This is a genomic window from Ruegeria sp. F12, from assembly GCF_056533885.1.
Genome location: NZ_JBQFOV010000008.1, coordinates 103,550 through 117,565, shown reverse-complemented (window position 1 = coordinate 117,565; position 14,016 = coordinate 103,550). Strand labels below are relative to the sequence as shown.

Below are 14,016 nucleotides of genomic sequence, written 5' to 3'. Positions count from 1 at the left end.
AGGATGCTCCGAATAGATGAGGGTGGACGCCGAACGATTGCTCGGCGTCCGGACAGGGCTTAGTTGCTCGAACCGACGCGGAAGTGGTCAGCGACGGTATCCGCCGCGTGAGTGACATTCTCGGGGTCGTCGTAGAAGTCGAACTGCGTGACATCCTCCAGCCATTGCGCGGTCGCCTCGCCTGCACAGCCGGCAAGGAAGGTCTGCACGCCCTGTGGGATCGCCGCGCTTTCCGAATGAACAATGGCCAGTGGCTTATCCAAACGCTGCGGATTGTCGGCGGGGTGATAGGTCAGCCAACCTTCCCAGCCCGCATTGTTCCATTTGTCATCGTATTCGGGAATCGCGCCACGGTCAGCCTCATAGTAATATCCGCCGATCGGCATCAGTACGCCCTCGGCACCCTCGGGGCCTGCGGCAGGAATGATCTGACCGCCAGCCGCCTCGGCAGCGTGGGACACCTCGATCAGCCCGGCGACACCTTCTGCACCGCCATAAACCGCCTCGACGATCTCGGCGTTCTGCAACCAAGGTGCAACCAGACCCACTCGCTGAACCAACGGGTTGCCCGAGACAGCATCGACCATGTACCCGGCCGAGGCACAAATCCCCAGACCGTTGATGTGGTCGGCATCTACTTCGGGCAAGGTCGCGACGAATGCAATCGCGGCTTGGATGTCCGATGTCTTCGCCTCTGGGCTTTCAACAAAGCGCACGTTGTTCGGCAGATCACCCGATTTGCCCCAACCGCGGAAATCGAAGGTGAAGGCCGCAAAACCGCGTTCGGCCATCTCGCGGGCATAGTTGGCGGGCATCTGTTCCTGAACCGAGGTCCAGGCCCCGGTCACGACGACGGTCGGCAGCGGCTCGGCTCCGCGCTCTTCCGGCAAATACAATGTGCCGGACAGGGTGGCGCCTTCGTTCTCAAAGGTGACGGTGCGGGTTTCCACCTGCGCAACGGCGGCTGTCGACGCCATCAACGCGGCAGCAGTGTTCATAGCAAGGGTGTTCATAGCGGTATCTCCCAAAATCTGTCTGGATGGGCGTACGCCCGATGACACCTGAGATACGACGCCGGTGGCAGGGATACTTGCACCGGACTGCCGCGTTATTGAAAGATTCTGCTTCAGAGAGCCCGCGCTGCACGGAACGCGCGCGGGGTCTGGCCCACCACCTGTTTGAAACTGCGCGTGAAATGCGCCTGATCCGAGAACCCGCAGGCCAAAGCGATGTCGCCCAGAGGGCGCGCGGGGTCTTCGATCATCTTCATCGCCTGCTCGACCCGGTAGGCCATGACATATTGCATGGGGGTCGAGCCCAGCGTTTCCTTGAACACCCGCGCGAAATGCGAGGAGCTCATGCCCGCCTCAGACGCCAATTGATCGACGGTGATCGTCTGGTCCAAACGGTCCTGCACATAGGCCAGCACCCGTTGGTAGTGCTGAGAGGTAAAGCGCGAGGACAGCTCAACCTCTTCGGCGCGGCGTTTGCCGTATTTCTGCAGCAGTTTGACCAGAAAAACCCGGCTCATGGCTTCGAACATCACCCCCGAGGACATATCGTCGGTCGCAAGCGCGTCGCGCAGGATGACGCCCGCAGCACATAGGTCAGGATCAGAAAACTGCGGCTGGTCGTGAAACTGCTCCGGGGCCAGCAGCATACCAAGTTCAGACTGCGCAAATCGCTGAACCTTGTCCGGATGCAAAGTAATCACGATCACGTCGGACTGCCCGTACCACCGCCAACCCGACCGCATGCCTGCCGGGGTCACGATGACCTCATCTTTGCAAAAGGTGAAATCCCGCAGCGTGCCGTCCCGCCAGTTTTGCACGCGATGCCCCTTTACCTGCAGGTTCAGAAGGACGTGGTGTTCCGAAAACACCTCTTCCGGCATCTGATCGGGTTCGGCGCGAAAATACCGCACTGACATCAAACCTGCCGCCGAAGGGCGCTGCATCGCATCGCTGTTCAGCAACGGTTCTGACGGGTAGATATCAGCGTATCTTAGGGGCAAAGAGCGGCTCCGGCTGGCACTATTCGATATGTGGGGTCTGCGCGCGCAGGGTCAAACGCTTTGCTGGCGCTTTATGTGGTCGATGAACAGCTTTAGGGGCATCATGGATTTATACTCGCGTGGGAAATACATGAAAAAGCCAGGGGTGGGTCCCAAGTGGTCGTCCAGAACCGGTTGTAACTCTCCCGCAGCGATCTGGGTGCCGACATAGGCCTTGAATGTATAGGCGAGGCCCAGCCCTCGCTTAGCCAGATCGACGGAGGCTGGAAGGGCGTTGGCGATCAGGTTGCCCTGCACATCGACGTCATACCCTCCCTCGCTCGATTGAAAACTCCACGGCGCAATCTGGCCCGAGGATTGAAACCGGTAGCGGATACAAGTATGCCCCAGAAGATCACGTGGTGTGTCCGGGATGCCTCGTGCCGCCAAGTAGTCCGGACTGCCGACAATGGTCACCGGGAGCGGCGGCGTCAACCGCACTGCCACCATATCCTGCGCCACACGATCCCCCAGACGGAAACCGGCGTGCAGCTCCTCGCCCAGTATGTCTGACAGCGCATCCGTTAGCGACAGTTCCAACTCGATCTCGGGATACGCGGCGCAGAAACTGTTGAGGATCGGACCAACAAAGAGGTGATAGGCAAACTCGGGCATCGCCAGTTTCAACGTGCCCCGCGCGGCGTGACCGGTGCTGCGCGCGCTTTCGACGGCCTCAGAGAGTTGATCAAAGGCAGGCCCAGCGCCACGGATCAGGGCGCGTCCGGCCTCGGTCAGGCTGATCGAGCGTGTTGTCCGAATGAAAAGCGCGGTGCCCAACCGATCTTCCAACGATTTCAATTGATGGCTAACGGTTGACGGCTTGATACCCAGCGCCTCGGCCGCAGCACGTAGCGATCCGTGGCGCGCGATGGCCGTAAAGATTTCAAGCGTGGCAAGTGGCAGGCGCATCATATCTCCGAACTACCTCATTATTCGATATAATACATGAAAGTAATGCCACCTTGGCCAATTATCACGCGCAATGAAAATTATTAACTTTGTGTCACCACGTATTCAGGAGGACACAAGATGAACACTCTGACCAAAGTTGCTGCCCTCACCGGTGCTCTGATCACAGGAGAGATCGCCATGGCCGCATCCCCCGAAGACAATATCAAGGTCGTACAGGGCTTCTTCGCCGCCTATGGCGCCAACGATCTGAACGGCATCGCAGCCGTGATGGACGAGAACGTAAAATGGCACATCCCGGGCCGCCATCCCTTGTCCGGAACCAAGACCGGTCGGGATGAAGTACTGGCGTTTTTCGAACAGCTGGGCACCGCCGGATTTCAGGCCGAACCCATCTATTTCGGAGCGGATGAGACCCATGTGGTTGATATCCACCGCGGCTGGTCGAACGCCGACGGCAAACCGAATGTCGATACGACCTGGGCGCTCGTCTACCGGATCGAGAATGGCAAGATCGTCGAGGCAACCAACCTGTCCGCCGATCAGGATGCGGCAAACACGTTTTTCTGGTCCCAGTACTCGCTGGCTCCGGTCCCTGAGCGGCTGGCTAAGTGAACTATCAACAGGTGATTCAAGTGACCGATTACCCCGAAATCCGCGGTTTCATCGCCGACTGGTTTGCCCGGTTCGACAGGCTGGATCCGATCGACGCGTTCCTGCCTGACCTCCATCCAGACGTAGAGTGGGATACGCCTGACATCGACACCGCACTTGGCGGACATGACCGCGTGCGGGCCTGGTATCGGGGCGTGTTGGAAACCTTGCAGCGCCCGACCGAGCATCACGTCAGCAAGATCGTAATCAAGCCCGGTGCCGCACAGTTTGAAGTTCTGTTTCGCGCCACGACCGTTGCGGGCGACCTCATTGAAGCCAGCGTTCAGGAAGACTGGCGCTTTGAAACCCGAGCCGACAGCCGCCCGCTAATCACCCATTTTTCCGCAAAATTCTTGCAAGAGGCTGATACATGAAAACCCTCGTACTGACCGCCCATCCGGACCTGAGCAAATCGCGCATCAACCGCGCATGGTTCGACGCACTTTCTGATGTTTCGAACGTGACGACCCGAGATCTAACCGCCATTGGTGGTGCCGAGATGCGTTTTGACACAGAAGCCGAACAGGCCCTCTTGCTGGCGCATGACCGGATCGTGTTTCAATTTCCATTCTACTGGTATTCCGCACCGCCGGTGATGAAGGCTTGGATGAATCAGGTGCTGAACTATGGGTTCGCTTACGGGCCGGGCGGGGACCGGTTGAAGGGGCGCGAGCTGTTGATCCTCGTCTCAACCGGTGGCCCGGAGCACAGCTATCACGCAGGTGGATACAACAACTTCTCCATGGCTGAGTTTCTGAAACCGTTCCAACAGACGGCGAACCTAGCAGGCATGACATATCTACGCCCGTTCGTGGCTCACGGCATGGCGGTGGCAACTCAGGATCAGATTGACGAGAATGTGCCCCTTATGCTGGCTTATACGAGTGATCCCGAACTGGATCCAAGAGTGAGACAAGCCCGATTGCTTAAGCAACTAGAAGACGACCCCTCGCTGGCGGCGGCGGTGAGCTGAAGCCGACGGATCCCGCGTCTGGCAGAAAGGCATGAGTTTTTCAGCCGGCGTGGGTTCTTTCGCGACCATTGACAGCTAAAGTATCAGCGCGGAACAAGAGTGTGAGACCACGATGACCGAGACTGATCACCTGAAACACTGGTTGATTTCCGATGGTCGCCTGCTGGGCGACGAGGGTCTCATTGTCAAAGGGTATTGCGAAGGATTGGTGGCGCTTGGCGTACCCCTAGCCCGCGCAAGGATCGCCCAGAATTACTCGAACCCTTTGCTTAGCGCGTGGGGCATCATCTGGACGCCGGAAGAAACCCGCCGCTACACCGTACCGACCACGGTTCTGGCAACAAGTGCATGGCACGGCAGCCCGTTTGAATATGTCGTCACGCAGCGGCGCCCATTGCGCAAACGCCTGACCGATCTTGACGTTCTGGAAGAACATCCGGTCTATGCCGAGTTGGCCGAAGCAGGTGCCACAGATTTTCTGGCCATCCCGCTGGAGCATGGCAACGGTTCGGTTCAGGGCACCAGCTTCACCTCGGACGCAGATGCTGGGTTTTCGGACGCGCATATCCGATACATCGAAGACACGCGATACGCACTTGCCGCTGCTTTGGAACCCATTGCAATGCGTCATTCGCAAAAAAGCCTTCTGCAAACCTATCTGGGGCACGGTCCCGCCGAAGAGATTGATCAGGGCCACATAAAGCGCGGAGAACACAGAACAGTTTCAGCCGCGATCCTATTTGCGGATCTTCGTGGCTTCACCAGCAAAGCCTCATCCTGGTCCGAAGACGCTTTGCTTGCCATGATGGGTGAGTATTTCGAAATGGTCGTGTCGCCTATCCAAGATCAGGGCGGTGACGTTCTCAAGTTCATGGGGGACGGCATACTTGCAGTTTTCAACATTGATGACGACGCGGAAACCTCGTGCAGATCTGCTGTGCTAGCTGCAGAACAAGCCCTGACCACCCTGAGAGGCTACAACGAAACAGCCGCCGACACGGGAAAAGAGCCAATAGAATTCGTAGTCGGCATTGATTTCGGTCGTGTCACCTTTGGCAACATCGGCAGTCCGGATCGCTTGGATTTCACAGTTGTCGGACAAGCTGTGAATGTGGCCAGTCGTGTTCAGGAGCTATGTAAGAATTTGGATGAAAAGTTACTGGTGACGCAGAGCGTCGCAGAACATTTGCCACACCATATGCAATCAGCCGGCTGTCACTCAATCCGCGGTTTATCCAATGAAATCGAGGCGTATAAGGTCCGAGAATAGCTTTTTCAAAGCCAGGTTTTCGGTGACTGCGACCACTGTTATCGCCTCGATCAAAAGAAATTTTCGTTTGCGCCGAACAAGTGGGTACTTCTGAACTTTCACCCGGGTCAACACAAGATAGAGAAGAGCTTACGACGGCCTCGCGCCTCTGAATATGTTTGCAATACGAATGCCAGTTTGAGGTGAAGTTGAACTACTACGTCGACTCAGAAGAGAATAACCGACGCCCACCTATGGTGTATCTTGGCTGTCGGAGATGTCTCGAAGGCGGACGCAAGAAGGAGACCGGCGGCTTGGTCCGTGGTGCTGGGCTACTGCAGCTTCCTTAACAAGTAGGAAATCGTGTCACTTAATTCTAACCCAATAGCGGCGACTTCAGGATCAGTTGAAAGGTGAAGTTAACCTTTCGCGCCCATCTGGAAAATAGAATACTTGGGTGCCTTTAGCGAAATCGACATGAGTCTCAAATATTGTCAAAACGGCGCTTACTATGAGTGCTGCCAAACTGAATTTGGCACTTTCGACAACTGGCACCGCTGAGTTGGCCCGGTTCTTTTTGAGCCCTGAATTTGGGATTTTTCAACAAGAATTCCCGTTTTCGATCGGTTTTTGTCGTTGCTGATCAAACCAGTCCTCGATCATGTCCAGCAGTGCCGAAACGGCCCGGTAAGCTGCAGCCACCCGCCATGTGGGACGATGATCGTCCGTTTCCAGTATGCTTAACCGACCGTCGGTCACGTATGGCTTCAGCAAGTGGCGCGGCGCACACGTCGGCATGTTCACGCTCTGGACAACATCCATGATCATTCCGTACTGATCTGTCGGAAGCGTCGCGCGAAACGGACTACCAGTTTCTTGCTCCAGAAAGGCGAGATGATTTTGCAAATCAAGGGGTACTTCGGTGCGAATTCATCTGAGTCTAATGTGGAACGTTGTGAAAATGCACTGGGCGCAGCCCGGCAGTTGGGCGCGTTGGCAACAGGTAATTCGCGGAAAAAAAATCACCTCGAAAGCCAATGGATCTGGCTCACAAGCTTACAAAGGGTTGGGGTGGCCGAATGAGAAGGTGCGCCAGGCTTGATACTACTCCATGCAGGACCGCATCGTAGCGGTCAGCCTGCACTATCCTCCCGCAGCGGGGCAAACCGTCCTTCAGGCATGTCCACAGCTTTGTAAGCTTCGACAAAAGGCAGGATATGTTGATCCGGGCGCGCAAAGCGCCGATACATCCAGACAATGTCGGCAATTTTTATCCCCGGACGAATTTTGTAGAGCCTGTCTCGCGCGGAAATGGCTGCGTCTCGAGGACCCAGTTCAGCCAGAATTGCAACCTCAATAGAAACCGACCACCAGACGTCTGGCTGTGCACCCTTGCGATAGGTCTTCAGCGCTGTTTCGTAATCTCCGTTCAGGAAATGATACTCGGCCAGCGCCTGATACCAGTTTGGGTCTGCTGCATTTGGGTCTAGCGCGATTGCATTTTCGACAAGCGCAGCCCCAAAATCCAGACGACCGGACCATATGAATTCATAGCCGATTTGCCCTTGCAGATAACGATCGGTTCCCAATGCCAGTGCTGTTTCGGCGGACGAGAAGAACCCGTCAAGATCGCGTTGAATCTGAAGCACAAGCGCCAGAAGGAAATGAGCGCGCGCAGAATACGGGTTCAGCGACACCGCGTTCCGCGCGGCCTCTTCCGCGCGTTGGATTTTCTGGTCCTGTGTCCCTGGATAAAGCCCGGTAAAAAGCTTCACATCGGTCAGCAGTGCCTCGGCCAATTGCGCCCACCCGCGCCAATACTCGGGTTCGTCCTCGACAACCCGCACAATACAGCCCCGGACGCGCTCTTGCATATCTCGTCGGTTCAGAAAACCAACGCGCAGCAAGGAACATTCATAAGACGAGAGAAGTTCCGGAGGTTTCGCACGCGCATGACCTGCGTGAATGCGCTTGATCGCCCCGCCTGCGTCACCCAGAGCAGAGGCAACTTTTTCGGTGATGCTCAGTTGAACGTCTAAAATGTTTGAAGTCGTAAGACTTTCATCATACGCCCCAGACCAGACCTGATGCCCCGAGGTTGTGTCTATCAGTCTTGCCGTCACGCGCAGACGATCTGCAACCTGCCGGACGGAACCCTCCAGCACATAGTCCGCGCCGAATTTCTGCCGGATGCTGCTCGGGTCACTTTCGCCCGGCCCAACAGAATGGGTGGATTGGCGGGACAATACATTGAGGTCCTGGTAGCTCCCCAGCTCAACGATGATGTCTTCGCCAATGCCAACAGCCAACAAATCGCGGGCGTCCGTATTGCTAAGGTTTTGAAACGGCAGAACCGCAACGGTCGGACCTGTTGGCTCTGACAACAGAGCGGCTTCATCAAAGGTCATGGCATCGGACGGCTCGTGATCAAAGCTGATCCACCACGCAATCAAGCTTGCAACGCCCAGACAAACCAACACCGATGCACCGGTCATCAACGGAAGTTTGTTGGATCGCTGTTCAGAGGCGGGTGCTCCGTCAGGCATGACGCGAAAAACCCGAACCGGTTCAGCGATGTTCTTTAGGGTTTTGGGGCCGAGATCCTCAAACTCGGCATCTACCTTTGCCATTGCTTGCTGCGCGACACTCTCAGAAACTGCGACGCCCCCTGGATCCGCCAGACCTTCAATGCGAGAGGCAACATTCACCCCGTCACCATACAGGTCTCCATCAGCGATCATGACATCACCGAGGTTTATCCCGATCCGAAGTTGCAATCGCGACCCGTTGGCGAGGCCAGGAGCAGCCTCAGCCATTGCCCGCTGGATCTCGACACCACAGTTAACGGCATCGACAACCGAAGCAAATTCGACAAGAGCACCATCCCCCATCAACTTGACGAGGCGCCCGTGATGTCTCGCAATTGCGGGATCAAAAATCTCTATGCGCAACATCTTGAGAGCGGACAATACCCCTGTTTCGTCGCTGCCCATCAACGACGAATACCCAACGACATCGGCAGCCATGATCGCGGCGAGTCGGCGCTGCATAGGACCCTCCTGCTCGCAGTTTAACGGATGTCGCGAAATCTCGACAGTGGATGCCTTACTGATAGACTAACCAATTTGGCTGTCATGGTTCAGACTAAGTGTTCGCTTCACCTCAACGGCCCCTACTCTTAGCAGACGTAGCAAATGTCAGCTTTCCGTCCTAAGCCGTCATCTGACTGAAAGACTCAGATGACTGCCTTGAGCCCAAAGCTGACGTTACTTATCCCGGCCATGCAAAAGTCTGCGATGACCTCATAAGTGCATCAAGTGCAGGCGAATGTTTTCGGCCGGGGACTGTAAAGGCCGCGATAGTTCTTGAAACTTCTGGCTCAACAAGCGGGCGCTGCATCAAGCCCGGTAGAGTAACCGAGTACTCAGGCATAAAGGCAAAACCAATGCCCGCAGCAACCATTGCTTGTACCCAATCTTCTCGCTCAGACCTGAAGCGAGCGTACAGCTCAACGCCTTTTGACTGACAAACCGACATTACCATCTCGCGCAACTCACAGGCCAAGCGGTCAACGTAGTTTTCTTGTGATAAGTCTTGGAGCGAAACTGAGTTGAGTTGTCCAAGGCGGTGTTCCGGCGGGAAAACAACCACATATCTTTCGTCGTAGAGTGGTCTAGTCCTGAACTCCTCTTCAAGCTCTTCAGTCAGGGTCATTAAAGCAACATCGATATCGCCATCGGCAAGTTTTTTCTTTAGGTCCGACACGCTTGCTTCGTTGACAGACAACTCCAATCCGCTGTGGTTTTTCTCGAATTGAGCTAAAAAGCGAGCAAGGCGAACGTGCCCAATTGTTGATAGGACACCCAAGCGCAGCGGTACTTTTTCCAGCAAACGAAAATTCTGAGCCAGCGCTTGTGTAGCTGCTGCTTCGTCGACGATGTGCTGTAGATGCGGCAGCATAGACTTCCCAAAGTCGCTAACCAGTATTTTCCTACCTTCCCGATGGAAAACCTGTGCGCCCAGTTCGGTTTCTAGTGACTTGACGCCCTTGGTAAGCGCTGGTTGGCTCACATTGCATTCTGCAGCAGCTTTGGTGAAATTCAGATGCTTTGCGGCAGATAAGACATATCTAATCTGAGACATCTCCATGTTGGGGCACCTCGTCACTGAAAGCTAATAACAATCATGACGCAGGATACACCGTTTTATCCAAACCTGGAGTTATTAAGTCATAAGGTATTGATAGTTCCCCGAGCCACCGCTCCGTGATGCAATAGGCGCACTAGTTTTGACTATTCGGAAAGGGAGCGAAATGTCTGTTTTTATGGTCGAAAGAAACCTTAAGGGTATCAGCATAGATGACTTGGGCGCTGCTCAAAAAGCCGCGATAGCAACTGCGCAAAAAATGACGGCAGATGGAGACAAGATCAGCTACGTTCGTTCAACATTTGCTCCCGAAGACGGGCGCTGCATGTGCTTGTTTGATGGTGAAAGCGCCGATCAAGTTCGTCGATTGAACGATACCGCTGGGCTTCCTTACGAAAAGGTCGTAGCCGCAATGGACCTTACCCCGTAACGGCTTGTAATATTGATTGCTTTTTGGGCCCTGAGTATATGCTCATGGGCCCTTGGCAATGGTTGAGCAGCTCGGCAGGGAGGTGCAGGTTTGTCCCGCAGATACTTGGTACACCGAGTTTTGCGGAAGCGCAGCATCATCTCCAATGCAGACTAGAACTCATCTCGTTTTAGCTTCTTCGAAAGACTAGCTCAGGCTCCCTGGAGTTCTGCTTACACAATGCGACCACAGACTGCCGGATGGATCACTTGGTCAACCTGCGCGACTGTTTGCATTGGACGCTGCAGTACAGAAGGGAACTCGGGCTAAGGCCTGCCCTCGCCATCCCAATACTCTTGATCAGGCCTTTGATATCCAGCCCCTTGATAGCTGTCATAGCTGCACACCCTCACAACAATAATTACAAAGAGTGCTATGAGGATTGCCCTGGCAGTTGGGGTTTGGAGCAAGTACTTCATTATTCATTTTTAATTTTGCGAGAGTGAAATGGCAAAGAAGTCCTGCGCCCCTTCATTCAGACCGCCAGTAGAACCGAACTAGACGAACGCGAAATTACACTGCTGAACAACGCGCTGAAGGTTTGCGAGGTGGCTTGGATATCGCTTGTTAGGCAACACCTGCTGATGACGGTGTTAACGGCGGCTTCGTCCACTTAGCAGACTCTAAAGGACTTGATCTGTTCGACCAGGAATGACAATTCAATACGTAACCAGTCTCACGTGAAAAATGTCAGATGAAAAATCTTCTTCTAACGTGCTGCTTTGGATTTGTTTTTCTTGGGTTCACCTCGCTTCCGTCGGCTGCCCAGCCTCGGTTAGGCTGGGCGTATCAGGTTGATGGGCTTGCCGCGTTTCAAGGGGATGCGGATTTGAGTGACGGCGGCAAGTTCTCTGCAAGTCGAGCGTTTCTACGTGCCACCGCACTTTACAATCTAGAAGGCGGAAGCTTCGTTGGGCTTTCCACCAGTTTTGGCAAGCTGGACTATAAATTCAGCCAATCGAACAACCAGCCATGGGAAAACATACGTGACCTTCGCGTAGCTGTTCCTGTTCGGTTTCGTGTGGGGGATACAACAACGGTTTTTGTATCGCCACAGATCAGGTGGGACTACCAAAGCGGGGCCTCCTCATCTGACGGTAGAACCTACGGTGTTTTTGCAGGTATTGCATGGCAACTGAACGAGCGCCTAACGATAGGCCCAGCCTTTGGTGCGTTTTCTGAATTTGACGAAAGCGGTACTGATTTTTTTCCGGCTCTGCTTATCGACTGGGACATAAATGACCGCTGGAAATTGAACACCGGCTCTGGTGTCGGAGCAACGCAAGGTCCCGGTTTGTCGCTGAGCTACGCTCTAAATGAGGCTATCGACCTTTCGTTGACCGCACGCTCAGAGAGGATCCGTTTCAGGCTGGATGGGGATGGCCTCGCCCCGGATGGGGTGGGTGAAGATAAGAGTATTCCTGTGGTTCTTTCTCTTGGGTACAATCCGAATCCTGGAGTTTCATTGAGCGTATTTGCGGGAGCAGAATTTGATGGCCGCCTGAAGTTAGATGATGCGAATGGAGTAGAAATCAGTCGGCAAAGCTATGACACTGCGCCGTTGGTTGGGCTGGCGTTTAGGGTCAGGTTCTAATCGCGGCATTGAGCCTGTTTGCCAGATGTGTGCGGAGGTTTTTTCGCGACTGAGTTCACACTTCTGCTTTGTCCGCACGGCGGTCATTGATGCGCTGCTTAGCGAACGACTGCTCCGAGCCCAAACCAAAAAATGTCGCGCGGCAAATGATTGGCCACTTTTAAAGATTCGAGTTTACGTCTCCCAGACTTTCGCGAGTGTATCTTCGTCGATGTTCACGATTTGGTTTGCATTAGGAAACCCTCCGTTCGTGACGTCTGGAATTTTTCACGGTAGGCGGCGACACGTTCATCTTGTAGCCTGTCCCGCTCTCCGGCGAAGCTACGGTAGGTTTTGGCATGGCGCGGGATATAGCCGCGGTTTTCGCCCAACAAATTAGCCGAGAACAGATATTGCGCGTCGCATCCATCGCCTGACCGCAGCGAGACCGTCGGCATAGATGTGCGTTTGGTGATCTCGATTGCAAGACCTGCGGCCACGACCTCCATCTCTACGGCGAACGCACCGGCGTTCTCGAACTCCTGAACTTGCGTCCGGATCATCTTGGCTTGTTCCAGCGTCTTGCCCACCGCCTTGAACCCGCCCGTCCAAGCTGCCTTGGGCGGGCAAGACCCACGTTGCAAATGGCAGGAACACCGTGATGGGCAAGCGCCTCCACGACCCATGGGTTGTAGCCGCAATAGACAGATTGAGCGCCTGCCATCATTGCGGCCATGGCATCGCGCAACGCCTCTGTTACGTCTGCGGGTATGCCCCATGGTAGGCCAAACTGGAAATGCGTGTCGGGCACAGCTTTGGCAGAATGGCCCTGCTCTGGTACAAAGGCTGAGCCGATCATGTCTATACCCGCTTCGCGCGCCGCAATCGCTTCTTTTTCGTGGGCGACCTGCACGTAGTTGATTGTGCGTTTGCCTTTGGTCTCCAGCAAGTCCTTGACTGTCATGCCACCCAATTCATTTGGCCCCGTTGGTAAATTTCTTGCGCCGCTCGCGGATTTTCGCGTCAGATTCTACGGTGCCATCATGGAATGAACCGAACCACTTGTCCCAAGGCAATTCGAGCGAGCCATAGTTACACTCAAAATAACGATGGTGCATCTGGTGATGGAATGTTCCCAACTTCAAGCGGTTCTTGTCCTTGATCATCATGCCTTCAAAGCCCGTATGCGTCGTCGCAGCCGTCAGCGCGTAATATTGCAGGTGGAACAGAATGTGCAGCGGGTGTGCCGCAACAATAAAATGGATCAGCACCGACCCAAGAAAGATCAAATGTTCTACCGGATGCATCGCCATGCCCGACCAAGGCCCTACGTTAATGTTGCGATGGTGCAGTGCATGCACGTGTTTGTAGAAGAACGGGATGTGCAGGAAGCGGTGAATCCAATAGAAATAGAAACTTTCCCAAACGGGGATCAGCAGAAATAGAGCGATGAACCAGATGGGGTTCGCTGCCCATGTCAGCATCGGTGCATAACCGTTGGCCATCGCCCAGAACATCAGCACCTCATAGAACGTCCAAACTGTGACGCCACTGGCGATGGTCCAGAACATGTTGTCGCGGATTTGCCCGCCCAGCGTGAACTTTCGCCCGTTTTTCATCAGGGGACGCGGGTCGTATTTCAACTCCTGGCCCTGTTTGGTGAAGGTATAGAAATAGAGGTGAAGCCCTCCGGCGACGAGTGTCATCAATGCGACGTTACGGATGAACATCTCGGCAATCCAACCGAACGCCAGCGTTTGCGTTTCGGCTAAGGGGGGGTGGAACCAATAGAACGAAATGCAGGCAATCGCGACGACGATTAATCGTTCGGTGAGGAAGAACCAAGAGTTCCAGAACCATGCGACCATCGCCATTGGGCGCGGGGGCCAGCTAAAGAATGGCGACACTTGCAACGGGACATTTGGCGTGTGGTTCCAGCCTTTGAGTGGTGCGCCAGACATCAATGGTCTCCTAGAAAAGCAGCGCATTT

16 protein-coding genes are annotated in these 14,016 nt (G+C 54.8%); 7 read left to right on the top strand and 9 right to left on the bottom strand.

Features of this window, described 5'->3' with window-relative positions:
• Window positions 1–59: 59 nt before the first annotated feature.
• The 3 genes from ACR0CA_RS12705 to ACR0CA_RS12695 all read right to left on the bottom strand — a co-directional run bounded on the left by ACR0CA_RS12705 (window position 60) and on the right by ACR0CA_RS12695 (window position 2,962).
• On the bottom strand, window positions 60–1,013 hold the full coding sequence (locus tag ACR0CA_RS12705; RefSeq protein WP_480899385.1) for an alpha/beta hydrolase: 954 nt from the start codon (window positions 1,011–1,013) through the stop codon (window positions 60–62).
• Between the two features lie 113 nt (window positions 1,014–1,126).
• Window positions 1,127–2,014 carry a helix-turn-helix domain-containing protein gene (locus ACR0CA_RS12700; RefSeq protein ID WP_480899384.1) on the bottom strand — a complete coding sequence of 296 codons (888 nt, stop codon included), beginning with the start codon at window positions 2,012–2,014 and terminating at the stop codon, window positions 1,127–1,129.
• A gap of 51 nt (window positions 2,015–2,065) precedes the next feature.
• On the bottom strand, window positions 2,066–2,962 hold the full coding sequence (locus ACR0CA_RS12695; protein WP_480899382.1) for a LysR family transcriptional regulator: 897 nt from the start codon (window positions 2,960–2,962) through the stop codon (window positions 2,066–2,068).
• A gap of 120 nt (window positions 2,963–3,082) precedes the next feature.
• On the opposite strand from ACR0CA_RS12695, the gene ACR0CA_RS12690 reads away from it, so the two are divergent.
• From ACR0CA_RS12690 to ACR0CA_RS12675, 4 genes are all read left to right on the top strand, one after another.
• Complete coding sequence (locus ACR0CA_RS12690) at window positions 3,083–3,577, top strand: nuclear transport factor 2 family protein (protein ID WP_480899380.1); 495 nt, start codon at window positions 3,083–3,085, stop codon at window positions 3,575–3,577.
• A 20-nt stretch (window positions 3,578–3,597) separates the two neighbouring features.
• A complete protein-coding gene (locus tag ACR0CA_RS12685; RefSeq protein ID WP_480899378.1) occupies window positions 3,598–3,990 on the top strand; it encodes a nuclear transport factor 2-like protein in 393 nt (130 codons plus the stop codon).
• A complete protein-coding gene (locus tag ACR0CA_RS12680; RefSeq protein WP_480899377.1) occupies window positions 3,987–4,589 on the top strand; it encodes an NAD(P)H-dependent oxidoreductase in 603 nt (200 codons plus the stop codon). The genes ACR0CA_RS12685 and ACR0CA_RS12680 overlap by 4 nt, the downstream gene beginning before the upstream one ends.
• 112 nt (window positions 4,590–4,701) lie before the next feature.
• Entirely contained in the window at window positions 4,702–5,859 is a 1,158-nt protein-coding gene (locus ACR0CA_RS12675; protein WP_480899375.1) for an adenylate/guanylate cyclase domain-containing protein, read from the top strand.
• A 579-nt stretch (window positions 5,860–6,438) separates the two neighbouring features.
• On the opposite strand, the gene ACR0CA_RS12670 is transcribed toward ACR0CA_RS12675, so the two are convergent.
• Window positions 6,439–6,744: a LysR substrate-binding domain-containing protein gene (locus ACR0CA_RS12670; protein WP_480899373.1), complete on the bottom strand. Its 306-nt coding sequence runs from the start codon at window positions 6,742–6,744 to the stop codon at window positions 6,439–6,441.
• Here ACR0CA_RS12670 and ACR0CA_RS12665 point away from each other — a divergent pair.
• A complete protein-coding gene (locus ACR0CA_RS12665) occupies window positions 6,733–6,921 on the top strand; it encodes a hypothetical protein (RefSeq protein WP_480899432.1) in 189 nt (62 codons plus the stop codon). The two genes, ACR0CA_RS12670 and ACR0CA_RS12665, sit on opposite strands and share 12 nt — an antisense overlap.
• 50 nt (window positions 6,922–6,971) lie before the next feature.
• On the opposite strand, the gene ACR0CA_RS12660 is transcribed toward ACR0CA_RS12665, so the two are convergent.
• Window positions 6,972–8,888 carry an adenylate/guanylate cyclase domain-containing protein gene (locus ACR0CA_RS12660; RefSeq protein ID WP_480899371.1) on the bottom strand — a complete coding sequence of 639 codons (1,917 nt, stop codon included), beginning with the start codon at window positions 8,886–8,888 and terminating at the stop codon, window positions 6,972–6,974.
• 220 nt (window positions 8,889–9,108) lie between these two features.
• Window positions 9,109–9,987 carry a LysR family transcriptional regulator gene (locus ACR0CA_RS12655; RefSeq protein WP_170773677.1) on the bottom strand — a complete coding sequence of 293 codons (879 nt, stop codon included), beginning with the start codon at window positions 9,985–9,987 and terminating at the stop codon, window positions 9,109–9,111.
• A 163-nt stretch (window positions 9,988–10,150) separates the two neighbouring features.
• On the opposite strand from ACR0CA_RS12655, the gene ACR0CA_RS12650 reads away from it, so the two are divergent.
• Both ACR0CA_RS12650 and ACR0CA_RS12645 read left to right on the top strand, forming a co-directional pair.
• Window positions 10,151–10,414, top strand: coding sequence for a DUF4242 domain-containing protein (locus ACR0CA_RS12650; protein WP_170773675.1), 264 nt, complete (start codon window positions 10,151–10,153; stop codon window positions 10,412–10,414).
• A 733-nt stretch (window positions 10,415–11,147) separates the two neighbouring features.
• A complete protein-coding gene (locus ACR0CA_RS12645) occupies window positions 11,148–12,047 on the top strand; it encodes a hypothetical protein (protein WP_480899368.1) in 900 nt (299 codons plus the stop codon).
• A gap of 215 nt (window positions 12,048–12,262) precedes the next feature.
• Here ACR0CA_RS12645 and ACR0CA_RS12640 read toward each other — a convergent pair whose 3' ends face one another.
• From ACR0CA_RS12640 to ACR0CA_RS12630, 3 genes are read right to left on the bottom strand one after another with little or no spacing between them, the layout of a single operon-like run.
• A complete protein-coding gene (locus tag ACR0CA_RS12640) occupies window positions 12,263–12,616 on the bottom strand; it encodes a 3-methyl-2-oxobutanoate hydroxymethyltransferase (protein WP_480899366.1) in 354 nt (117 codons plus the stop codon).
• A complete protein-coding gene (locus ACR0CA_RS12635; protein ID WP_480899364.1) occupies window positions 12,586–12,990 on the bottom strand; it encodes a hypothetical protein in 405 nt (134 codons plus the stop codon). The genes ACR0CA_RS12640 and ACR0CA_RS12635 overlap by 31 nt, the downstream gene beginning before the upstream one ends.
• Window positions 12,991–13,000: 10 nt before the next feature.
• Complete coding sequence (locus tag ACR0CA_RS12630; protein ID WP_480899361.1) at window positions 13,001–13,987, bottom strand: sterol desaturase family protein; 987 nt, start codon at window positions 13,985–13,987, stop codon at window positions 13,001–13,003.
• Window positions 13,988–14,016 lie beyond the last annotated feature (29 nt).